The organism is Pseudomonas fluorescens (assembly GCF_902497785.1).
GTDB lineage: Bacteria > Pseudomonadota > Gammaproteobacteria > Pseudomonadales > Pseudomonadaceae > Aquipseudomonas > Aquipseudomonas fluorescens_BO.
Window position 1 is genome coordinate 383,783 of the sequence record NZ_CABVHK010000003.1, and the last position, 22,858, is coordinate 406,640.

Consider the following 22,858-nt stretch of genomic DNA (forward strand, 5'->3'; position numbering starts at 1 on the left):
ATGCTTTACGCCTTAAATTCATCGTTCTGAGGCAGGTCGCCGGGCGCCCTGCGAGAAAAAGCGCCGGTGACTGGACACCGGCATCCGCGCCCGGATGGACGCCTGTTCGCTGCTATCGCGTTCGGCCAGCAGCACGGCCTCGCCTTGATCCTGTTGCGCCAGCACACGACCCCACGGGTCGATTATTGCGGCACGGCCCCAGGTTTCTCGCGGTCCCGGATGGGTGCCACCCTGGGCCGCCGCGAGCACATAACATTGAGTTTCGATGGCCCTGGCGCGAATCAGCACATCCCAATGCGCCGCGCCGGTCACCGCCGTAAAGGCCGACGGCGCGGTAATCAACTCCGCACCGGCAGCACGTAATTCACTGTACAGCTCCGGGAAGCGCAGGTCATAACACACCGTCAGGCCGACTCGACCGACCGGCGTATCCGCCACCACAACGCCACTACCATAAGCATAGTCATCGGATTCGCGATAACGACCGCGGGTGTCCGCCACATCCACGTCGAACAAATGCAGCTTGTCGTAGCGCGCCACCGTCTCGCCCTGATCGTTGACCAGCAACGAGCAGGCATGCACTTTCGCCGTCGGCTGTTCCACCGGCGGCAGCGGTAATGTGCCGGCCACTATCCATAACTTGAGGTCGCGGGCGGTCTGTTTCAACCAGGGCAGGATCGGACCTTCGCCCGACGCCTCGGCACGGCCGATGTCGGCGACGTCGCGCCGGCCCATGGCCGCGAAGTTTTCCGGCAGCACGGCAAGCTTCGCGCCACCGGCGGCGGCCTGTTCAAGCAGGCGACGGGCCTGGGCCAGATTGGCCAGTACGTCGCTCTGGCTGACCATTTGAATCACCGCAAAAGACATGGCCTTTCCTTATCGAAATCAACACAGACACTGTAGGAGCGAGCTTGCTCGCGATGGACGTGAACGATAACGCGGGTTGCCTGGTTAAACGCGTTGTCCTTACATTTTTCGCGAGCAAGCTCGCTCCTACAGGGGAAGGTCGCTACGGCCATGCTACTCCATCGAGGCAACTCAAAAAGGCTTGTCGAAGGTGATTTTCGGTTCTTTCCACGGGCCTTTGACGGTGTACTTTACGCTGGCGAAACGGGCCACGCGGTCACCGATCAGCTTGTCGATGAGGAACAATGCGCCGCCAATGGCCGGTGCGCCGACGATCAGCGCAGCTATCGGCAGGTTGTTGGTCACCGGCAAGGTCACCAGCAATTTCGCATCGACCTGATCACCCACCAGATCCAGCGTGCCGTTGAGCTCGATGTTGCTCGATGGGCCCGTCAACCGGATTGGCTCACGAGTGATGTAAACGCCGTTGGTCGCCACCAGCAGGCCTTTGACGCGGTCGTAACTCAGGCCTTTGCCGAACAGATCGGAGAAGTCCAGACGCAGGCGACGGCCGATGGAGTTGAAGTTAAGCAGGCCAAACACCCGCAAGGCCTGTGCGCCGCCCTCGACTTCGACAAACTGGCCTTTGTTCAGCGATGCATCGAGCGTGCCGGAGAAACGCTTGGTCGCCAGCCACGCCGGTGAGCCGGGCCAGCGACCGTCGACATCCATGTGGAACTCCTCGCTGGTCACACTGGGCGCAAAGCCCCAGCCTTTGAGGACATCCGCGAGGTTCTTGCCGCTGATCCGGCCCTTGTACCAACTGGTGGACGAACCGGGGATACCTTCCCAGCCGCCGCTGCCCTGCAACAGAATGCCCTTGAGGCCCAGGTCCAGTGTATTGAGCGCAATGCCTTTAGCGGTCGGCCGCACTTTCAACGACCAACCGCCCACCAGATCCTGGCCCTGGAACAGCTGGTTGATGGTGATGTCCAGCGCCGGAATTTTCGTCGGGTCTACGCTGGCCAACGGGTCCGGCGAATTTTCATCGGCCAGCACCGTCGGGTCCGGGGCCGGCAAACGCACGTACTGCAGATTGATCGCGATTGGCGCGGCTTTCGCGTCTGGGATGCCGACGCTGCCCTTGGCCTGCTGACTGTCGAGCTGCAACGCCCAGGCGGCCGGTTTACGGTTGAGTTGCACCGACGCCTGATCGAGGGTGGTGCCGAACCCGCTGAGCTTGCCGACCTTGAAGTCCGCGCTGCTGAGCAACTGCTTGGCGCTGCCGCCCGGATCCTGACCGGCATACTTGTCCACCAGATCTTTCCACGGACCGACGTCCAGCTCCGACAGCACGCCGCGCACTCGCAGACCTTTGGCGCCGGGCAACACCGCCTCGCCGCCGCCGAGGAACAGCTCACCGCGACCGTCGGCGAAACCGTCGGCAGGCGCGGCAAACGTGAAACTCGCCAGTTCGCCGTATTTGAGCCAGTAGCGCCGCTCCGGCCCTTGCAGGGTCATGCGGAATGTCGTGTCACGGCCGACATCCGCCGCCATGCCGAACGGCGCCGGCAAATCCACCGCCACACCCTTGAGGCTGGAATTGACCATCAACTGGCTGTCGGCGCCATCCAGGTTCAGTTGCAATTGATAGGGAATCAGGCCGGACACCGGCAACGGCTGAGTCACGCTCAGCCAATCGGTGAGTTTCTTGACCTCGACCTGCCCCGAAGCCGTGACGCGGGTTTTCAGGTTGCCGGGGCTGCCATCGGCGAAAATCTGTGCGCTGACCGGTTTATCAAAGGCCCGTGCAGTGATGTTCTGGCCACTCAAACCTTTGCTGCTGTCGAAGCGGAAATCGCCCTTGAGTTGCGTCAGCTCCAGTGCCGGTTCGGCCAGTTTCAGGCGTGCCTTGGCGGTTTTGAAGTCGACCAGAATCTTTGGCTCTTCGCCTTTGGCCAGTGGAATATCCAGCTTCAGCTTGCCTTGCAGATCGCCCTCGCCTTCCCAACCGGCGAAGGTGTCAGCGGTGCCGATCGGCGCTTCCTGAAGGATCTTCAGAGCATCGCCCAACCCGCCGGCGAAAGCGCCGTCGAGCAACAGGTGGCTGTTCTGCCCGGCCGGAACGTGGGGGATATTGACGTAAATATTGCTGACCTGCGTATTCAGCAACTGGCCTTTGCTGGCCAGAATGCGCACGCCACTGTCTTCAACGAACACGTCGCCACTGACCTTGCTGACGTGCGGCCAACCCGGCTGGAACGCCAGTTCGGCATCGTGAACCTTGAAGAACAGGCTGATGCTGCGATCGGCGTCCGCCGCACCGTGGTTCAGCGAGCCTTGATACTGGAAGAAACCTTCGTCTACCGCGCCTTTGAGAATCGCGGTGCGCAGCCATTCGTCCAGCGCCGGGCTGAGAACGGCCGGCAGGTACTTAGCGGTGTATTTGCCATCTCCGTCCACCATACCGACCCGCAGGTCCATGTAATCTTCCTGGGTGTGGTCGAAATGCAGGCGGATCAGGAAATCGCCGGCAATCTTGCCCTCCTCGCCCAGCACTTTCAGATACGGCGCGATCAGGGTGAAGCCTTCTTTATCGAGTTTCCAGGTCAGCCGGGCGTTGGCCTGGATGTATTGCCACGGCTTGGCGAAAATCGGGTCCAGGTGCAGGACGAAATCCTTGCTGTCCATGCGTAGTTCGCCATGACCGAGGTCACCGCTGATGCTACCGCTGACATTGCGTGCTGCCGGAGCGCCGTGATAAGCGTCGAAGCCGACCTGATCAAGGTTGGCGGCGAAGCTGAATTTGCTGTCGTCTGTGGCGTTGGGCCGGAAGTCGAGCAACACGTTGCGCAAACCACCGGTCACCTTCAGCCGCTCGACGGCGGTGGCGACGCCTTCGGGCAAGGGCCCCAACGCATTCAGCAATGGCGTGAGTGGAGTGAGGTTGAGACGGTCGGCTTGCAGATGCCAACGTTCTTCGGCCTTATCGGTGGCCAGGTTTTGCTTGATTTGCAGGTGCGTTTCCCAGCGGGTCTCGCCGAGATTCATGGCCAGCGAATCCAGGGTCACCAGCATGCCTTCGGAACTGCGCTGAAAGTAGCCGTTCAGCGCCAGATTATTGATCTGGATCGGTTTGCGTTCGGCGTAGGCACCCTTGAGTTGTGGTGCATTCAGGCGGACTGCGGCGCTTTGCAACGCGCCTTGGTTCCACTTGAACCACAGCTCGCCACCGGCCTTGATCTCGGAAAAATTCCATTGCTGGGTGACCCGCTCTGGCAGCCATTTCGACCAGTCGCTTTGCGGCAGGCTCACGTAGGCATCCGCTTCGCCGTCCTTCCACTGACTGGCGCGAATTCGAGTGCGCAGGCTCATGGCAACGGGCTGACCGTCAGGCAAGGTCAACCGGGCGTCGAGACGCTGGCGGGAAGCGCCGGTTTTCAGGTTCAGACCCACGTAGGTCAGGGTCAGCGGCGGATGATCCAGCGGCTGCAACGTCACCTGGCTGTCGAGCACCGATAGCTGCTGGATGATTTGCATGCGATTGAGCAGTTGCTCCGGATCCAGCGGCTGATCCTGCTGCACCGGCAAACCCTCCAGCGCCCAATGACCGTCCGCGCCTTCCTTGAGGCTGATCTTCAGGCCGTTGAGTTCCAGATGGGCGATACGCACTTCGCGCGCCAGCAGACTGGCCCACAGATCCGGCACCGCCCGCACCTGGTCCAGTCGGAGGGCATTGGCGCCCTCGCCGACCATCACGTCGTGCGCCAACAGGATGGGGGCGAAGCCGCTCCAGTTACCTTCCAGCTCACCGATGTGCAACGGCATGCCCAAGGCAGCCCCGGCCTTGGCTTCGACTTCAGCCCGGTATTCGGCCACCAGCGGCGTCAGCTCGCGGCCCAGACTGACGTAAAGCGCCATCAGCACCAAAGCCAACGCGCACAGGCCCAGACCCCAGCGGGTCAGTGCGGCCAAAATGCGTGTCAGACGGTCCATGTCAGTTGGCTCCCATGGCGAAAATACTGCAGAAAGCTGAGGCCAGCTGTTCGAGTCCGGCGGACATCCTGCGATTCAGAGCAGCACCACGTCGTATTGTTCCTGGGAATACATGGTTTCCACCTGGAACCGAATGGTGCGCCCGATAAAACCTTCGAGCTCGGCAACGTTGCCGGACTCTTCATCCAGCAAACGGTCGACGACTTTCTGGTTCGCCAATACACGATAGCCTTCCGCCTGATAGGCGCGCGCCTCGCGGAGGATTTCCCGGAAAATTTCGTAGCAAACGGTTTCCGGGGTCTTGAGCTTGCCGCGGCCCTGGCAGCTGCTGCACGGTTCGCACAGCACTTGTTCAAGGCTTTCACGGGTGCGCTTGCGGGTCATCTGCACCAGGCCCAACTCGGTGATGCCGATGATGTTGGTCTTGGCGTGATCACGCTCCAGCTGTTTCTCGAGCGTGCGCAACACCTGACGCTGGTGCTCTTCGTCTTCCATGTCGATGAAGTCGATGATGATGATCCCGCCCAGATTGCGCAGGCGCAGTTGGCGCGCGATGGCGGTGGCGGCTTCGAGGTTGGTCTTGAAAATGGTTTCTTCGAGGTTGCGATGGCCGACGAACGCCCCGGTGTTAACGTCGATGGTGCTCATGGCTTCCGCCGGATCGACCACCAGATAGCCACCGGACTTCAGCGGCACTTTACGTTCCAGGGCTTTCTGGATTTCGTCTTCGACGCCGTACAGGTCGAAGATTGGCCGCTCGCCCGGGTAATGCTCAAGACGATCGGCGATTTCCGGCATCAGTTCGGCGACGAACTGTGTGGTTTTCTGGAAAGTCTCCCGGGAGTCGATGCGAATTTTCTCGATCTTCGGGCTCACCAGGTCGCGCAAGGTGCGCAATGCCAGGCCCAGGTCTTCATAGATCACACTGGGCGCGCCGATGGTCTTGATCTGTTCGTTGATCTGATCCCAGAGTCGGCGCAGGTAGCGGATGTCCATGAGGATTTCATCGGCTCCGGCCCCTTCGGCAGCGGTGCGCAGGATAAATCCACCGACTTCCTGGATGCCTTCTTTGGCCACGCAGTCGGTGACCACTTGCTTGAGGCGTTCGCGCTCGCCTTCGTCTTCGATCTTCAACGAAATCCCGACGTGCGCGGTGCGCGGCATGTACACCAGATACCGCGAGGGAATCGACAGCTGAGTGGTCAGGCGTGCGCCTTTGGAACCGATCGGGTCCTTGGTGACTTGCACCACCAGGCTCTGCCCCTCGTGCACCAATGCGCTGATGCTCTCGACCGAAGAGCCTTCCCGCAAGGAAATCTCCGAGGCATGAATGAACGCGGCGCGATCCAGGCCGATATCGACAAAAGCCGCCTGCATGCCTGGCAAGACCCGCACGACCTTGCCTTTATAGATGTTGCCGACGATTCCGCGTTTTTGCGTGCGCTCGACGTGGACCTCTTGCAGAACACCGTTTTCAACCACCGCCACGCGCGATTCCATCGGCGTGATGTTGATCAGGATCTCTTCACTCATGGCAGGGTCTCGTTCAGGCATGTTCACGATAATGGCCGCATCTTGTCAGTACGACGCTCAGCGCGCGTTAAGGGTTTGCCAACAGGGTATGCCGAAATGCCCGAGCAGCTCAGCGGTTTCGCACAGTGGCAGTCCGACCACCGCCGAATAGCTGCCAATGAGCCCGGCGACAAACACCGCGCCCAGGCCTTGAATGCCGTAGCCACCGGCCTTGTCCCGCGGTTCGCCGCTGGCCCAGTAGGCCGCCGCTTCGTCGGCACCAATAGGACGAAACCGCACCAGACTGCGCACCACACGCGACTCGCAACGCTCGCCGTCCAGTACCGCGATGGCGGTCAGCACTTCATGCTCTTGCCCTGCCAACATCATAAGCATGGCGCACGCGTCAGCTTCGTCCACCGGTTTGCCAAGAATTTTGCCGTCGAGCACTACGGCGGTGTCGGCACCGAGCACGCAAAACCCGGCGTCGGACACAACCGTGGCGCGCCCGGCTTCAGCCTTGCCGCGCGCGAGACGCTCGACATAGGCCGAGGGCGATTCATGATTCAAAGGGGTTTCATCGATGTCCGCGCTGATGGCGGAGAACGGCACGCCGATCTGCGTCAGCAGTTCACGCCGACGCGGCGAGCCAGAGGCCAGATAAAGCTGTTTCATCAAGACATCTCCCTTGTCGAGGTTATGGGCAAATGCCTGACCGGTTTAATTGATTTTGTAGCGCCGACGCAGACCACGCAAACCGAAGCTGATCCACGGCCAGAGCAGTGCACTGACCAGCGCCGGCAAGACCAGCGCCAGCGTTGGCTGACGATTGCCGGTCAGGGCGCTGAGCCAGAGTTGAACCAGCTGCGCGAGGCCGAAAATCACCAGAATCACCAGGCTCTGTTGCCACATCGGGAACATGCGCAGGCGCTGTTGCAGCGACAGCACCAGGAAGGTGATCAGCGTCAGGATCAACGCGTTCTGTCCCAACAGCGTGCCGTAGAGCACGTCTTCGGCCAGGCCAAGGCACCACGCGGTGACCATGCCGACTTTTTGCGGCAAGGCCAGTGCCCAGAATGCCAGCAGCAAGGCCAGCCACAGCGGGCGCAGGATTTCCATGAACTGCGGCAGCGGCGAAACGCTGAGCAGCATGCCGACGGCGAACGTCAACCAGACGACCCAGCCGTTTCGGGAGGCGGTAGCGCCGACCATTATTCTCTTCCCCCAGGGATGGCCGGCGCGGAAGCTGGCGGCTTGGCAGCAGGTTTCACGACGGCGGGTTGGGCAGCGGGCGGCTTGGCGGCGGCAGGTTTCGCGGCGGCGGGTGCAGGTGCGGGTGCAGGTGCCGGCACCGCAGTCACCGGCGCGGCGGGCGCCGCTACGGCAGCCGGGATGATCGCGGCGGGCTTGTACACCGCCGGTGGAATCATCGGGCCGCCGCCATGCTGGTCCAGCGCTTCCTGAGCCTGAGCGGCTTCGTTGGCACGCTCTTCGGCGGTGCGGCTGTCAGTAAATACCAGCAACAGGTAACGGCTGCGGTTCAACGCGGCCGTCGGTACGGCGCGGACAATCGCAAATGGCTGGCCGGAGTCGTGAATCACTTCCTTGACCGTCGCCACCGGATAACCCGCCGGGAACCGCTGGCCGAGACCGGAGCTCACCAGCAGATCGCCTTCCTTGATGTCCGCCGTGTCGGCAACGTGACGCAATTCCAGGCGTTCCGGGTTACCGGTGCCGCTGGCGATCGCCCGCAAACCGTTACGGTTCACCTGCACCGGAATGCTGTGAGTGGTATCGGTCAGCAGCAGCACGCGGGAGGTGTACGGCATCAACTCGACCACCTGCCCCATCAGGCCGCGGGCATCGAGCACCGGCTGACCGAGGACCACACCGTCGCGTTCACCCTTGTTGATGATGATGCGGTGGGTGAAGGGGTTGGGGTCCATGCCGATCAACTCGGCCACTTCGACCTTTTCGTTGACCAGCGCGGAAGAATTGAGCAACTCGCGCAGCCGAACGTTCTGCTCGGTGAGGGCGGCAAGCTTTTGCATGCGGCCTTGCAACAGCAGGTTTTCGGTCTTGAGTTTTTCGTTTTCGGCGACCAGTTCGGTACGGCTGCCAAACTGGCTGGCCACACCTTGCCATAGCCGCTGCGGCAGGTCCGTGATCCAGTAAGACTGCATCAGCACCAGCGACATCTGGCTACGCACTGGCTTGAGCAGTGTGAAGCGGGCATCGACCACCATCAGCGCGACCGATAGCACGACCAGCACCAACAAGCGCACGCCCAGTGAAGGCCCTTTGGTGAAAAGCGGTTTAATAAGCCGCTCCTCCCAGGCAAATGTTTTGTTTATTCATACGGCAGACCGGCCTGGATGCAGACTGACAGAAGATAAACGCCAACAGGCAGCACTGCAAAGTGCTGCCTGCGCGCCAACAGCATAGAGGCAACCCAACGACTTATTCGCTGGAAAGCAGGTCCATGGTGTGTTTATCCATCATTTCCAATGCACGACCACCGCCGCGAGCCACGCAGGTCAACGGATCTTCGGCAACGATCACCGGCAGACCGGTTTCCTGGGCCAGCAACTTGTCGAGGTCGCGCAGCAAGGCGCCACCACCGGTCAGTACCAGGCCACGCTCGGCGATATCGGAAGCCAGCTCCGGAGGCGATTGCTCCAGTGCACTTTTCACCGCTTGAACGATGGTTGCCAGGGACTCTTGCAGAGCTTCCAGCACTTCATTGGAGTTCAGGGTGAATGCGCGTGGAACGCCTTCGGCCAGGTTACGGCCACGAACGTCGACTTCGCGAACTTCGCCGCCGGGGTAGGCGGTACCGATTTCCTGCTTGATGCGCTCGGCGGTGGATTCGCCGATCAGGCTGCCGTAGTTGCGACGCACGTAGGTGATGATCGCTTCGTCGAAGCGGTCGCCGCCAACCCGTACGGATTCGGCGTAAACCACACCGTTCAGGGAGATCAGCGCGATTTCAGTGGTACCACCACCGATATCGACCACCATCGAACCGCGTGCTTCTTCAACCGGCAGGCCGGCACCGATCGCAGCCGCCATCGGCTCTTCGATCAGGAACACTTCACGGGCACCGGCACCCAGGGCCGATTCACGGATGGCTCGACGCTCAACCTGCGTGGATTTGCACGGAACGCAGATCAGCACACGAGGGCTAGGCTGCAGGAAACTGTTTTCGTGAACCTTGTTGATAAAATATTGCAGCATCTTTTCGCAGACGCTGAAGTCGGCAATTACACCGTCCTTCATCGGACGAATGGCAGCAATGTTGCCCGGCGTACGGCCGAGCATGCGCTTGGCCTCGGTGCCGACAGCGACGACACTTTTCTGGTTACCGTGTGTCCGAATAGCCACAACCGATGGCTCATTCAGGACGATACCGCGCTCGCGCACGTAAATAAGGGTGTTGGCAGTGCCCAGGTCAATGGAAAGATCGCTGGAAAACATGCCACGCAGTTTCTTGAACATGGGAAAGGGACCCTAGGCAACGCGTGGGTAAAAAAGTGCGGCAAACTCTAACAACGACAGGGATTTTGGGCAAGGCGCCAATATGTTAAATTGGCCGCTTTTCTGTGCACCAACCCCCACAATCGCGGCCTTATGACCGTAGAAATGCGGTAGTGTTCCGACAATCTAACACACGGATAGCATCCGTTCTGTTTTCCTTCCACTGGAGAATCCCATGACGCTTGAACGCTCCGACGTGGAAAAAATCGCACATCTGGCCTGTCTTGGCCTCAATGATGCCGATCTTCCACACATCACTTCGGCCCTGAACAGCATTCTGGGACTGGTCGACGAAATGCAGGCGGTCAATACCGACGGTATCGAGCCGCTCGCCCACCCACTGGAAGCCAGCCAGCGCCTGCGTGCAGACGTCGTGACCGAGACCAATCATCGCGAGGCTTATCAGTCCATCGCACCAGCGGTCGAAAACGGCCTGTACCTGGTTCCGAAAGTCATCGACTAAAGGGAAAGAGCCTGCAATGCATCAATTGACTCTGGCCGAGATCGCCCGCGGACTCGCCGACAAAAAGTTTTCTTCCGAAGAGCTGACCAAAACCCTGCTGGCGCGTATCGCGCAGCTTGATCCTCAGCTCAACAGTTTCATCAGCCTCACCGAAGACCTGGCGCTCCAGCAGGCGAAAGCCGCTGACGCACGCCGGGCCAATGGTGAGAGCGGCGCCCTGCTCGGCGCGCCGATTGCCCACAAAGACCTGTTTTGCACCCAAGGCATCCGCACCAGCTGCGGCTCGAAAATGCTCGACAACTTCAAGGCACCGTACGACGCCACCGTCGTCGCCAAACTGGCGAGCGCCGGCGCGGTCACGCTGGGCAAGACCAACATGGACGAATTCGCCATGGGTTCGGCCAACGAGTCGAGCTACTACGGCGCGGTCAAAAACCCGTGGAACCTCGAACACGTTCCGGGCGGCTCGTCCGGTGGCTCCGCTGCGGCCGTGGCCGCTCGCCTGCTGCCGGCCGCCACCGCGACCGACACCGGCGGCTCGATTCGCCAGCCCGCTGCGTTCACCAACCTCACCGGCCTGAAACCGACGTACGGTCGAGTTTCACGTTGGGGCATGATCGCTTACGCCTCCAGCCTCGATCAGGGCGGCCCGTTGGCGCGCACCGCCGAAGACTGCGCCATCCTGCTGCAAGGCATGGCCGGCTTCGACGCCAATGACTCCACCAGCATCGACGAGCCCGTGCCGGATTACAGCGCGAGCCTCAACGACTCGCTCAAAGGCCTGCGCATCGGCGTGCCGAAGGAATACTTCAGCGCCGGTCTCGACCCACGTATCGCCGAGCTGATCCACCACAGCATCAAGGAGCTGGAAAAGCTCGGTGCCGTGATCAAGGAAATCAGCCTGCCGAACATGCAGCACGCGATTCCTGCGTACTACGTGATCGCCCCGGCGGAAGCCTCGTCCAACCTGTCGCGGTTCGACGGCGTGCGTTTCGGTCATCGCTGCGCAGACCCGAAGAATCTTGAAGACCTGTACAAGCGTTCCCGTGGCGAAGGTTTCGGCGCGGAAGTGCAGCGCCGGATCATGGTCGGCGCCTACGCGCTGTCGGCCGGCTACTACGACGCCTACTACCTGAAGGCGCAGAAGATCCGCCGCCTGGTGAAGAACGACTTCATGGCCGCCTTCAACGAGGTCGACATCATCCTCGGCCCGACCACGCCCAACCCGGCCTGGAAACTCGGCGCGAAGAACAGCGACCCGGTGGCTGCCTACCTGGAAGACGTCTACACCATCACCGCCAACCTCGCCGGCCTACCGGGCTTGTCCATGCCTGCCGGTTTCGTCGATGGCCTGCCGGTCGGCGTGCAACTGCTTGCTCCGTATTTCCAGGAGGGCCGCTTGCTCAACGTTGCGCACCAGTATCAGCTCAACACTGACTGGCACACCCGCACCCCAACCGGCTTCTGAGGAGAAACACATGCAATGGGAAGTCGTGATCGGGCTGGAGATTCATACCCAGCTCACCACCCGGTCGAAAATCTTTTCCGGTAGTTCCACCACTTTCGGTTCCGAGCCGAACACCCAGGCCAGCCTGGTTGACCTCGGCATGCCCGGCGTTTTGCCGGTGCTGAACCAGGAGGCGGTGCGCATGGCGGTGATGTTCGGTCTGGCTATCGATGCCGAGATCGGCCAGCACAACGTGTTCGCCCGTAAAAACTATTTCTACCCGGACCTGCCCAAGGGCTACCAGATCAGCCAGATGGAATTGCCGATTGTCGGCAAGGGCCACCTGGACATCGCGCTCGACGACGGCACGATCAAACGTGTTGGCGTGACCCGCGCGCACCTTGAAGAAGATGCCGGTAAAAGCCTGCACGAAGAGTTCAACGGCGCCACCGGCATCGACCTCAACCGTGCCGGTACGCCGCTGCTGGAAATCGTTTCCGAGCCCGACATGCGCAGCGCCAAGGAAGCCGTGGCCTACGTCAAGACGATCCACGCACTGGTGCGTTACCTGGGCATCTGCGACGGCAACATGGCCGAAGGTTCGCTGCGTTGCGATTGCAACGTGTCGATTCGTCCGAAGGGCCAGGTCGAATATGGCACTCGCTGCGAGATCAAGAACGTCAACTCGTTCCGCTTCATCGAGAAGGCGATCAACAGTGAAGTGCGCCGTCAGATCGAACTGATCGAAGACGGCGGCAAGGTGATCCAGCAGACCCGCCTGTACGATCCGAACAAGGACGAAACCCGTCCGATGCGCAGTAAAGAGGAAGCCAACGATTACCGTTACTTCCCGGACCCGGACTTGCTGCCGGTGGTCATCGAAAACTCGTTCCTCGACGAAGTGCGCGCCACCCTGCCGGAACTGCCGCCGCAGAAACGCGAACGCTTCCAGGCGCAGTTCGGCCTGTCGGTGTACGACGCCAGCGTCCTGGCCACCAGCCGCGAGCAAGCCGATTACTTCGAGAAAGTCGTGAGCATCAGCGGCGACGCGAAGCTGGCGGCGAACTGGGTGATGGTGGAACTGGGCAGCCTGTTGAACAAACAGGGCCTGGACATCGACCAGTCGCCGGTAACCGCCGAGCAATTGGGCGGGATGCTGCTGCGCATCAAGGACAACACCATCTCCGGCAAAATCGCCAAGGTGGTGTTTGAAGCGATGGCCAACGGCGAAGGCAGCGCGGACGAGATCATCGACAAGCGCGGGCTCAAGCAAGTGACCGACAGCGGCGCGATCTCGGCGGTGCTGGACGAAATGCTCGCGGCCAACGCCGAGCAGGTCGAACAATACCGCGCGGCAGACGAAGCCAAACGCGGCAAGATGTTCGGCTTCTTCGTCGGCCAGGCCATGAAAGCCTCCAAAGGCAAGGCCAACCCGCAACAGGTCAACGAACTGCTGAAAAGCAAGCTCGAAGGCTGATGAAAATGGAGCCAGATTTATTGCCTGGCTCTACCCCCTGTGGGAGCGAGCCTGCTCGCGATGGAGTGTCAGTCGGCATCAATGTAGCTGACACACCATCGCGAGCAGGCTCGCTCCCACATTTGTATGTGGAAACCTCTGAATGAAGCGTCTACTGGGCGCCTGCGCCTTGCTCTCGCTGCTGGCCGGTTGCGCCAGCAACGACATCGTCGATCCACACGGCTACGACCAGACGGGCGTGGCGTCCTACTACGGTGCCAAACACCAGGGCAAACGCACCGCCAGTGGCGAGCGTTTCAACAAGAACGCGCTGACCGCCGCCCACCGCCAACTGCCCTTCGGCACGCGGGTCAAGGTCACTAATTTGAAAAACAACGAGTCCTGCGTCGTCCGCATCAACGATCGCGGGCCGCATACCCGTGGGCGTTTGATTGACTTGTCGCACGAAGCCGCCGAGCAACTGGGCATGCTCCGTAGCGGCACCGCGCGAGTTCGCGTACAAGCACTGGACTGACCCACGGAGCCCCGACCATTTTCGGACTTGCCAATTTACCCCTGCTCAGCGTGATTGAACTGCTCAGCGGCCTGGTTCTACTGATCGCCGGCGCCGAGCTGATGGTGCGCGCCGCCGTGCGTGTGGCCGCGCGCCTGCACGTTCGGCCGCTGATCATCGGCCTGACGATTGTGGCCCTCGGCAGCAGCGCGCCGCAGATGGCGGTCAGCCTGCAAGCCACCCTCACGCAAAACGCCGACATCGCTGTCGGCAGCGTGATCGGCAGCAGCATCTTCAATATCCTCGTCACCCTCGGGCTTTCGGCGCTGATTATCCCGCTGCGGGTTTCGCGGCAACTGGTGCGCCTGGATATTCCGCTGATGATCGGCGCCAGCCTGCTGGTGTTCGTGCTGGCGTGGAATGAAGAATTGACCCGCACCGACGGCGTGATCCTGCTGACGGCACTGGTGCTGTATCTCGGCTTGTTGCTGCGCCAGTCCCGGCATTCGGCTCGCCCGCAAACCCAACCGCAGGTCGGCCCCGAAGTCCCCTGGATCAGCAGTTTGCTGATGATCGTCGCCGGGCTCGCGATGCTGATCTACGCCGGGCATTTGCTGTTGGGTGCGGCCGTATCGGTGGCCACGGATCTGGGGTTGTCGGAGCGAATCATCGGCCTGACCATCGTTGCCGCCAGCACCTCGCTGCCGGTGCTGGCGACGTCGTTGATTGCGGCGTTGCGCGGTCAGCGCGAGATCGCCGTGGGCAACGTGATCGGCAGCAACCTGTTCAACCTGCTGGGCGTGCTCGGTGTGACCGCACTGATCGCGCCGGCGCCGCTGTCGGTTTCACCCAATGCCCTGGATTTCGACTTGCCAGTGATGCTCGGTGTCGCGGCGCTGTGCCTGCCGGTGTTTTATTCCGGCTATCGGTTGACCCGCGCCGAAGGTCTGCTGTTTTTGGGTTTGTACCTGGCTTACGGTCTGCACGTGGTGTCGTTTACCACCGGCATGCCGCTGGCCGGCAAGCTTGAACACCTGATGCTGCTTTTCGTCCTGCCCGCGCTCGTGGCGTTTCTGCTGTTCACGTCACTGCGCGCCTGGCGTCGCCAACACCACAAGAAGGAATTGCCATGACCGACAATAAAAAAACCGGCGTTGAAGTGCGCCGCCAAGTGATGGGCGACGCCTTCGTCGATCGTGCATTGGGCAATGCCACCGAATTCACCCAGCCGCTGCAGGACTTCGTCAATGAGCATGCGTGGGGCAGCGTGTGGAGTCGCGAAGGGTTACCACTGAAAACCCGCAGTTTGATCACCCTCGCTGCGCTGACCGCGCTGAAGTGCCCGCAGGAGTTGAAAGGTCACGTGCGCGGTGCGCTGAACAACGGCTGCACCGTGGAAGAGATCCGCGAGGCGTTGCTGCATTGCGCGGTGTATGCCGGCGTGCCGGCGGCGATCGATGCATTTCGGGCGGCGCAGGAAGTGATTGATAGCTATCAGAAGCCTGAGTAATTTCGTCAAATCGAAAAGATCGCAGCTTTTGTAGGAGCTGCCGAAGGCTCGGGCCGCGTTCGGACGATCTTTTGATTTTCGGCGCGCTCGAAGGTGGCAAAAGATCAAAAGATCGCAGCCTTCGGCAGCTCCTACATGGGAACGCGTTTTCCTGTAGGAGCTGCCGAAGGCTGCGATCTTTTGATCTTTAGATCCACCCACCCCACTGCAACAAAAAGATCCCGACGTTGGTGGTGATCGCCGCCATCAACGTGGTGATCACAATGATCGCCGCCGCCAGTTCATGGTTACCATTGGCCTGACGCGCCATGACAAAACTGGCCGCCGCCGTCGGGCTGCCGAAGTACAGAAACAGAATCCCCAACTCCGCCCCGCGAAAACCCCAGAGCCACGCCCCCAGCGTCGCCAGCACCGGCAGGCCGATCATCTTCACCAGGCTGGAACTCAGCGCCATCGAGCCGCTTTTGCGCATCGCCGCCAGCGACAGCGTGCCGCCAATGCAGATCAGCGCCAGGGGCAACGTGGTTTGCGCCAGGTACTGCCCCGACGTCTCCAGCCACCCCGGCAAGCCGATCTTGAAATACGCAAACGGCGCCGCCGCAAACACGCTGATGATCAGCGGGTTGATCATCACGCTTTTAAAGATGCTCCACGGGTCGGACTTGATCACCGGGCTGTAAACCGCCAGCACGATGGTCGACAGGGTGTTGTAGAACAGGATCACCAGCGCCGCGAGAATCGCGCCAAGGGAAATACCGTAATCGCCATACATGCTCGCCGCCAGGGCGAGGCCAATCACGCCGTTGTTGCCGCGAAACGCGCCTTGGGTATAGATCCCCCGGTCTTCCCTTGGACACTTCCAGATCGCCCACCCCCAGGCGATGGCGAAACACACCAGCGTGGCAATCGAGAAATAGATCAGCAGCGCCGGTTGCAACGCAGCGTGCAGGTCGGCATGCAGGATGCCCAGAAACAGCAACGCCGGCATGGTGACGTTGAACACCAGTGCCGACGCAGTGTGGATGAAGTTGTCGTTGATCCAGTCGATGCGCTTGAGCAGCACCCCCAGAAACAGCATGGCAAACACCGGCGCGGTGATGTTCAGGGTTTCGAGGAAGATAGCCAGCATGCCGGGAGTTACCTTGGTGGGCGTCGTTAGGGGGCTAATGATAAGCCACCCAAGCCGCTTTAAGATCAAAAGATCGCAGCCTTCGGCAGCTCCTACAGGGGAACGCGTACTCTGTAGGAGCTGCCGAAGGCTGCGATCTTTTACTGGCAGCCCGGTATCAGGTAATCGGCGCCGGGTTGAACAGGGTGATGTCGTTATGCAGTTTGTGCTGCTCGGCCCACGTCTGTTTCTTGCCGCTGGCCACGTCCAGGTAGTAATGAAACAGTTCCCAACCCAGGTCTTCAATCGAAGCCCGCCCGGTCGCGATCCGTCCGGCGTCGATGTCGATCAGGTCCGGCCAGCGCTGCGCCAGTTCGGTCCGGGTCGACACTTTCACCACTGGCGCCATCGCCAAACCATACGGCGTACCCCGCCCGGTGGTGAACACATGCAGGTTCATCCCGGCCGCCAACTGCAGCGTACCGCAGACAAAATCACTGGCCGGGGTCGCGCAGAAAATCAGGCCTTTGCGCTTGAACCGCTCGCCAGGGCCGAGCACGCCGTTGATCGCACTGCTGCCGGATTTGACGATCGACCCAAGGGATTTCTCGACAATGTTCGACAACCCGCCCTTCTTGTTGCCCGGCGTGGTGTTGGCGCTGCGATCTGCTTCGCCCTTGGCCAGGTAACGGTCGTACCAGTCCATCTCCCGCACCAGCTCCTGAGCGACTTCCTCGGTTTCGGCACGAGAAGTCAGCAGGTAAATCGCGTCGCGCACTTCAGTGACTTCGGAAAACATCACCGTCGCGCCGGCACGCAGCAACAGGTCGGAGGCGTAACCGAGCGCCGGGTTGGCGGTGATGCCGGAGAACGCGTCACTGCCGCCGCACTGCATGCCCAGAATCAGCTCGGACGCCGGCACGGTTTCCCGACGGCGTTGATCGAGCTTCTTCAAACGGCTTTCCGCCAGCGCCATGATCTGCTCGATCATCTCGGTGAAGCCGTGACTGGAGTCCTGCAAGCGGTACAACCACGGATCGCTCAAATCCACCGAGCTGTCGCCCTCGTGCATCACCTGCCCGGCCTGCAATTTCTCGCAGCCCAGGCTGATCACCAGCGCTTCGCCACCCAGGTTCGGGTTGCGCGCGAGGTTGCGTACGGTACGGATCGGGATGTACGCGTCAGTCGCGGTGATTGCCACGCCGCAGCCGTAGCTGTGGGTCAGCGCGACCACGTCATCAACGTGCGGGTACTTGGGCAGCAACTCGTCCTTGATGCGCTTGACCGCATGATCCAGCACGCCGGTGACGCACTGCACCGTGGTGGTAATCCCGAGAATGTTGCGCGTGCCGACGGTGCCGTCGGCATTGCGATAACCCTCGAACGTGAAGCCTTCCAGCGGTGCCTGCGCGGCCGGCACTTCGGTGGACAGCGGCAAGCTGTCCAGTGGCGGCGCGGTGGGCATGCGCAGTTGATCTTCGTTGACCCAACTGCCGCGCGGGATCGGCTGCAACGCGTAGCCAATGGTCTGGCCGTAACGAATCACCTGGCCGCCCTCGGGAATGTCTTCCAGGGTGACCTTGTGGCTCTGCGGCACGAAGTCCAGGGTCACCAGACCGTCCGCAAATTCGGTGCCGGCGGGCACGCCCTGGTCGTTGACCACAACCACTACGTTGTCCCGCTCGTGCAGGCGGATGTAGCGCGGCGAGTCGGAATGTTCAATCAACTGCATGACACCACTCCTCAGGAATGCGCTTGCGACAATTTATTGTGTGTTTCAGGACCGCTGACCGGTGGCTCTTTGAGCACCACACGCTTGATCGGACCGACGATCACCAGGTAGCTGAACACTGCCACCAGTGCGTTGCAACCGACAAACACCAGCGCCCATTTGAACGAACCGGTGGAGCTGATGATGTAGCCAATCACGATCGGGGTGGTGATCGAAGCGATGTTGCCGAAGGTATTGAACAGGCCACCGCTGAGACCGGCGATCTGCTTCGGCGAGGTGTCGGACACCACGGCCCAACCCAGCGCACCCACGCCTTTGCCGAAGAATGCGAGGGCCATGAAGCCGACCACCATCCATTCAACGTCCACATAGTTGCAGGCGACGATGCTGCTGGAAACCAACAGACCGGCAATGATCGGCGCCTTGCGGGCGAAGGTCAGCGAGTGGCCCTTGCGCAACAGGTAGTCGGAAATCACCCCGCCAAGCACACCACCGATGAAACCGCAGATGGCCGGCAACGAGGCGATGAAACCGGCCTTGAGGATGGTCATGCCGCGTTCCTGCACCAGGTACACCGGAAACCAGGTCAGGAAGAAGTAGGTGATGCCGTTGATGCAATATTGGCCCAGGTAAACGCCGAGCATCATGCGATTGGTCAGCAACTGGCGGATGTAGTCCCACTTCGGACCATCGACCTTCTTGCCTTTGCCTTTGTCCTGGTCCATATCGACCATGCCGCCGTTGTCGGCGATGTGCTTGAACTCGGCGTCGTTGATCATCGGGTGCTGGCGTGGGCTGTAGATCACCTTGAGCCAGATGCCCGAGAAGATGATGCCGATCACGCCCATGACGATAAACACGTGCTGCCAGCCGTAGCTGTAGACGATCCAGCCCATCAGCGGTGCGAACAACACAGTGGCAAAGTATTGCGCCGAGTTGAAGATCGCCGACGCGGTGCCGCGTTCCGCCGTCGGAAACCAGGCCGCCACAATGCGTGCGTTGCCGGGGAAGGATGGCGCTTCGGCCAGGCCCACGAGGAAGCGCAACATGAACAGCGCAACCACCGCCGTGGACATGCCGAACTCGCCGACATAGCCCTGCAGTACGGTGAACAGCGACCAGGTAAAAATGCTTAGTGCGTAGATTTTTTTCGAACCGAAACGGTCCAGCAGCCAGCCGCCGGGAATTTGCCCGGCGACGTAGGCCCAACCGAATGCAGAGAAGATATAGCCGAGGGTGACCGCGTCGATGCCGAGGTCTTTTTGCAGGCTGGAGCCAGCGATTGCGATGGTCGCCCGGTCGGCGTAGTTGATCGTGGTCACCAGAAAAAGCATGAGCAGGATCAAATAGCGGACGTGAGTCGGCTTTTGAGTCGATTGCATGTAGATGTACTCCCACTGATTATTTTTATGCGGGGTGAATCTTTGGTTACCACCGGTAGGAGCTGCCGAGTGAAACGAGGCTGCGATCCTTTGATCTTTAACCGCAAAGATCGCAGCCTCGTTTCACTCGACAGCTCCTACCGGGAGTTGCGGTGCAGGCGATACCGAAGCGACGCCCGACACCGCGGTGCAGCGGGTTACGATCCGATGTAGGAGGTTTTTACGACCGTGTAGAACTCTTGCGCGTAGCGACCTTGCTCGCGCGATCCATAGGAGGAACCTTTACGCCCACCGAATGGCACGTGGTAATCCACGCCCGCCGTTGGCAGGTTGACCATCACCATCCCGGCCTGGGAATGGCGCTTGAAGTGGTTGGCGTACTTCAGCGACGTAGTTGCGATGCCAGCCGACAGACCGAACTCGGTGTCGTTGGCCATGGCCAGCGCGGCGTCGTAATCGGCCACGCGAACCACGTTGGCCACCGGGCCAAAGATCTCTTCGCGGCTGATGCGCATCTCGGCTTCACTGTCGGCAAACAGGGTTGGCGCGAGGTAGTAGCCTTCGGTATCACAGGTCACCAGACCGCCGCCACTGACCAGACGTGCACCTTCGGACTGGCCGATGTCGATGTACTTCATGTCCTGATCCAGCTGCGCCTGCGAAACCACCGGACCGATGTCGGTGCCGGTTTTCAGCGCATGGCCGACTCTGATCGACTTCATGCGCTCGGCCATGGCTTCGACGAACTTATCGTGGATGCCGGCGGTGACGATGAAGCGGCTCGAAGCGGTGCAACGCTGACCGGTGGAGTAGAACGCGCTCTGTACCGACAGCTCGACCGCTTGTTTCAGGTCGGCGTCGTCGAGAATGATCTGCGGGTTCTTGCCGCCCATTTCCAGCTGAACCTTGGCCTGACGCGACACGCAGCTGACGGCGATCTGACGACCGACACCGACGGAACCAGTGAAGCTGATGCCATCGACTTTCGGGCTCTGCACCAACGCATCACCTACCACTCGACCGCTGCCCATGACCAGGTTGAACACGCCCGCCGGGAAGCCCGCACGGGAGATGATTTCAGCCAGCGCCCAGGCGCATCCCGGAACCAGGTCCGCCGGTTTCAGCACGACGCAGTTGCCGTAGGCCAGGGCCGGGGCGATTTTCCATGCCGGGATCGCAATCGGGAAGTTCCACGGGGTAATCAGACCGACCACGCCCAGCGCTTCGCGAGTGACCTCGACGTTGACGCCCGGACGCACCGACGGCAGGTAGTCACCGGACAGGCGCAGGGTTTCACCGGCGAAGAACTTGAAGATGTTGCCGGCGCGGGTCACTTCGCCGATGGCTTCAGGCAGGGTCTTGCCTTCTTCGCGGGCGAGCAAGGTGCCGAGCTCTTCACGACGGGCGAGGATTTCAGTACCGACTTTATCCAGCGAATCGTGACGGGCCTGAATGCCCGACGTGGACCAGGCCGGGAACGCGGCGCGAGCGGCGTCGATGGCGGCGTGGACCTGAGCCAGATCAGCCTTGGCGTAGTTGCCGATGGTATCGGTCAATTCGGACGGGTTGATGTTGGCGCAGTAATCGCTGCCCGCTACCCATTCACCGTTGATGTAGTTATCGAAACGCTTTGCATCTGCCACTTGAATGTCTCCTACGCAAAAGGCCGCTGATTGCTCAGCGGCCTTGTTTAATCGGGTTGTTACTGCGCACCTTGCTTGTCGATCAGCGCGGCCAGAGCTTCGTACTCTTCTGGCAGCAGATCGGTCAACGGCGCACGCACTGGACCTGCGTCATAGCCGGCAATTTTTGCCCCGGCCTTGACGATGCTCACCGCGTAACCGGATTTGCGGTTACGGATGTCGAGGTACGGCAGGAAGAAGTCGTCGATGATCTTGCCGACGGTGTCGTGATCTTCGCGAGCGATGGCGTGGTAGAAATCCATCGCGGTTTTCGGGATGAAGTTGAACACCGCCGAGGAGTAAACCGGTACGCCCAGTGCCTTATAAGCAGCGGCGTAGACTTCGGCGGTCGGCAAACCACCCAGGTAGCTGAAGCGATCGCCGAGGCGACGACGAATCGACACCATCAACTCGATATCGCCCAAGCCATCCTTGTAGCCGATCAGGTTCGGGCAGCGCTCGGCCAGGCGTTCCAGCAACGGAGCGGTCAGGCGGCAGACGTTGCGGTTGTAAACCACCACGCCGATTTTCACCGATTTGCACACGGCTTCAACGTGGGCGGCAACGCCGTCCTGGCTGGCTTCGGTCAGGTAGTGCGGCAGCAGCAACAGGCCCTTGGCGCCCAGACGCTCGGCTTCCTGAGCGTATTCGATGGCTTGACGCGTGGAACCGCCGACACCGGCCAGGATCGGCACGCTGGTTTCGCAAGTGTCGACGGCGGTCTTGATGATTTCCGAATATTCGCTGGCCGCCAGAGAGAAAAACTCACCGGTGCCGCCTGCGGCAAACAGAGCCGAGGCGCCGTATGGGGCCAGCCATTCGAGACGCTTGATGTAGCCCGCGCGATGGAAGTCGCCCTGGGCATCGAAATCGGTAACCGGGAAAGACAGCAGACCGGAAGAGAGGATGGACTTCAGTTCTTGTGGATTCATTATTGAAACACCCTGGGTAGCTACGTTTTTGTGTGTGTATGAGGGAAAACCATTCAGCCGCGCTGAAGTTGTAGGTCATCGTACAACTTAAAATACAACCGTCAACTGCATTTCATCGTCATGCCCGATTTTTGTATCAAAGGACGTCGCGCGCAGGTCGCGTTAAATGACCGGAGAGTGCGCTTCCACACGCATCGCTGCCCATTTCAACGGGTCAGCACCCGGATTGGAAATGTCTGGAAAAAATCGCGACCGGCACACCATCAATCCGTCGCCTACAGTTTTTTTCGTGCCACGAATGGATCGTGGCGGACTTTGCACGGAGCGCTCCCAGATGAATTTCTCTTCACCGATACTTCCTCAGTTCCCACCCCTCAACACCGACCAGCCTGCGGTCATAGAGCTGTCAAAGCTAAGGGATTGTCTGATCGTGCGAGTGCCGGAACCCAACGACATTCCGCCGAACTGGGACGCGTACCCGATTTTTGGTGCGGACCCGGACGAGCCCGACTGGCGCGGAGTCGAGGAGCCCACCGGGTACTGGGACGATGCCATTGAAGACATGGTGAAACGGACAGGGATCGAACTGAAAATCCCGAAAGCGGATCTGGAGCGGTACCAGGGTAGAAAGGTCGAATTGCGCTATAAGTTTGCAGATGAGTCGAGCCTGGAGCCGTGCTCGGAGCCGTTGCTGATCCTGATCGAACCTTGAAGCCAGCCTTGATCGCTGGATCATTCCCC

19 protein-coding genes are annotated in these 22,858 nt (G+C 60.7%); 7 read left to right on the plus strand and 12 right to left on the minus strand.

Annotation, left to right across the window (positions count from 1 at the left end; all coding sequences use genetic code 11):
• Positions 1 to 18 precede the first annotated feature (18 nt).
• The 7 genes from F8N62_RS06825 to mreB form a co-directional block, all read right to left on the minus strand.
• Positions 19 to 867 (minus strand): carbon-nitrogen hydrolase family protein, encoded by an 849-nt coding sequence (locus F8N62_RS06825; RefSeq protein WP_150710225.1) that lies wholly within the window; start codon positions 865 to 867, stop codon positions 19 to 21.
• A 171-nt stretch (positions 868 to 1,038) separates the two neighbouring features.
• Positions 1,039 to 4,842 carry a YhdP family protein gene (locus F8N62_RS06830; RefSeq protein WP_150710226.1) on the minus strand — a complete coding sequence of 1,268 codons (3,804 nt, stop codon included), beginning with the start codon at positions 4,840 to 4,842 and terminating at the stop codon, positions 1,039 to 1,041.
• 75 nt (positions 4,843 to 4,917) lie between these two features.
• Positions 4,918 to 6,375, minus strand: a complete 1,458-nt coding sequence (gene rng / locus F8N62_RS06835) for a ribonuclease G (protein WP_150710227.1) — start codon at positions 6,373 to 6,375, stop codon at positions 4,918 to 4,920.
• 57 nt (positions 6,376 to 6,432) lie between these two features.
• Complete coding sequence (locus F8N62_RS06840; protein WP_150710228.1) at positions 6,433 to 7,029, minus strand: Maf family protein; 597 nt, start codon at positions 7,027 to 7,029, stop codon at positions 6,433 to 6,435.
• A 45-nt stretch (positions 7,030 to 7,074) separates the two neighbouring features.
• On the minus strand, positions 7,075 to 7,566 hold the full coding sequence (gene mreD, locus F8N62_RS06845) for a rod shape-determining protein MreD (protein ID WP_150710229.1): 492 nt from the start codon (positions 7,564 to 7,566) through the stop codon (positions 7,075 to 7,077).
• The gene (gene mreC, locus F8N62_RS06850; protein ID WP_150710230.1) at positions 7,566 to 8,675 is read right to left on the minus strand and encodes a rod shape-determining protein MreC; all 1,110 of its coding nucleotides are present in this window, start codon (positions 8,673 to 8,675) and stop codon (positions 7,566 to 7,568) included. Before mreC ends, mreD begins: the two co-directional genes overlap by 1 nt.
• 139 nt (positions 8,676 to 8,814) lie before the next feature.
• Positions 8,815 to 9,852, minus strand: coding sequence for a rod shape-determining protein MreB (gene mreB / locus F8N62_RS06855; protein WP_002555108.1), 1,038 nt, complete (start codon positions 9,850 to 9,852; stop codon positions 8,815 to 8,817).
• A gap of 214 nt (positions 9,853 to 10,066) precedes the next feature.
• Here mreB and gatC point away from each other — a divergent pair, with 214 nt between their 5' ends.
• The 6 genes from gatC (at position 10,067) to F8N62_RS06885 (ending at position 15,281) form a co-directional block, all read left to right on the plus strand.
• The gene (gatC, locus tag F8N62_RS06860; protein ID WP_008026876.1) at positions 10,067 to 10,354 is read left to right on the plus strand and encodes an Asp-tRNA(Asn)/Glu-tRNA(Gln) amidotransferase subunit GatC; all 288 of its coding nucleotides are present in this window, start codon (positions 10,067 to 10,069) and stop codon (positions 10,352 to 10,354) included.
• Positions 10,355 to 10,370: 16 nt separating this feature from the next.
• Positions 10,371 to 11,822 carry an Asp-tRNA(Asn)/Glu-tRNA(Gln) amidotransferase subunit GatA gene (gene gatA / locus F8N62_RS06865; protein WP_150710231.1) on the plus strand — a complete coding sequence of 484 codons (1,452 nt, stop codon included), beginning with the start codon at positions 10,371 to 10,373 and terminating at the stop codon, positions 11,820 to 11,822.
• Positions 11,823 to 11,832: 10 nt separating this feature from the next.
• A complete protein-coding gene (gene gatB / locus F8N62_RS06870; protein WP_150710232.1) occupies positions 11,833 to 13,278 on the plus strand; it encodes an Asp-tRNA(Asn)/Glu-tRNA(Gln) amidotransferase subunit GatB in 1,446 nt (481 codons plus the stop codon).
• 142 nt (positions 13,279 to 13,420) lie between these two features.
• The gene (locus F8N62_RS06875; protein WP_150710233.1) at positions 13,421 to 13,792 is read left to right on the plus strand and encodes a septal ring lytic transglycosylase RlpA family protein; all 372 of its coding nucleotides are present in this window, start codon (positions 13,421 to 13,423) and stop codon (positions 13,790 to 13,792) included.
• A gap of 50 nt (positions 13,793 to 13,842) precedes the next feature.
• Complete coding sequence (locus F8N62_RS06880; protein ID WP_150710234.1) at positions 13,843 to 14,904, plus strand: calcium/sodium antiporter; 1,062 nt, start codon at positions 13,843 to 13,845, stop codon at positions 14,902 to 14,904.
• Positions 14,901 to 15,281: a carboxymuconolactone decarboxylase family protein gene (locus F8N62_RS06885; protein WP_008026864.1), complete on the plus strand. Its 381-nt coding sequence runs from the start codon at positions 14,901 to 14,903 to the stop codon at positions 15,279 to 15,281. The genes F8N62_RS06880 and F8N62_RS06885 overlap by 4 nt, the downstream gene beginning before the upstream one ends.
• Positions 15,282 to 15,468: 187 nt before the next feature.
• On the opposite strand, the gene F8N62_RS06890 is transcribed toward F8N62_RS06885, so the two are convergent.
• The 5 genes from F8N62_RS06890 to kdgD form a co-directional block, all read right to left on the minus strand.
• Positions 15,469 to 16,410, minus strand: a complete 942-nt coding sequence (locus tag F8N62_RS06890) for an AEC family transporter (RefSeq protein ID WP_150710235.1) — start codon at positions 16,408 to 16,410, stop codon at positions 15,469 to 15,471.
• Between the two features lie 157 nt (positions 16,411 to 16,567).
• Entirely contained in the window at positions 16,568 to 18,121 is a 1,554-nt protein-coding gene (gene garD / locus F8N62_RS06895; RefSeq protein WP_150710236.1) for a galactarate dehydratase, read from the minus strand.
• A gap of 11 nt (positions 18,122 to 18,132) precedes the next feature.
• Positions 18,133 to 19,503, minus strand: coding sequence for an MFS transporter (locus F8N62_RS06900; RefSeq protein ID WP_150710237.1), 1,371 nt, complete (start codon positions 19,501 to 19,503; stop codon positions 18,133 to 18,135).
• A gap of 197 nt (positions 19,504 to 19,700) precedes the next feature.
• Complete coding sequence (locus F8N62_RS06905; protein WP_150710238.1) at positions 19,701 to 21,146, minus strand: aldehyde dehydrogenase family protein; 1,446 nt, start codon at positions 21,144 to 21,146, stop codon at positions 19,701 to 19,703.
• A gap of 59 nt (positions 21,147 to 21,205) precedes the next feature.
• On the minus strand, positions 21,206 to 22,117 hold the full coding sequence (kdgD, locus tag F8N62_RS06910; RefSeq protein WP_150710239.1) for a 5-dehydro-4-deoxyglucarate dehydratase: 912 nt from the start codon (positions 22,115 to 22,117) through the stop codon (positions 21,206 to 21,208).
• A 334-nt stretch (positions 22,118 to 22,451) separates the two neighbouring features.
• On the opposite strand from kdgD, the gene F8N62_RS06915 reads away from it, so the two are divergent.
• A complete protein-coding gene (locus F8N62_RS06915; RefSeq protein WP_150710240.1) occupies positions 22,452 to 22,829 on the plus strand; it encodes a hypothetical protein in 378 nt (125 codons plus the stop codon).
• Positions 22,830 to 22,858: the final 29 nt, after the last annotated feature.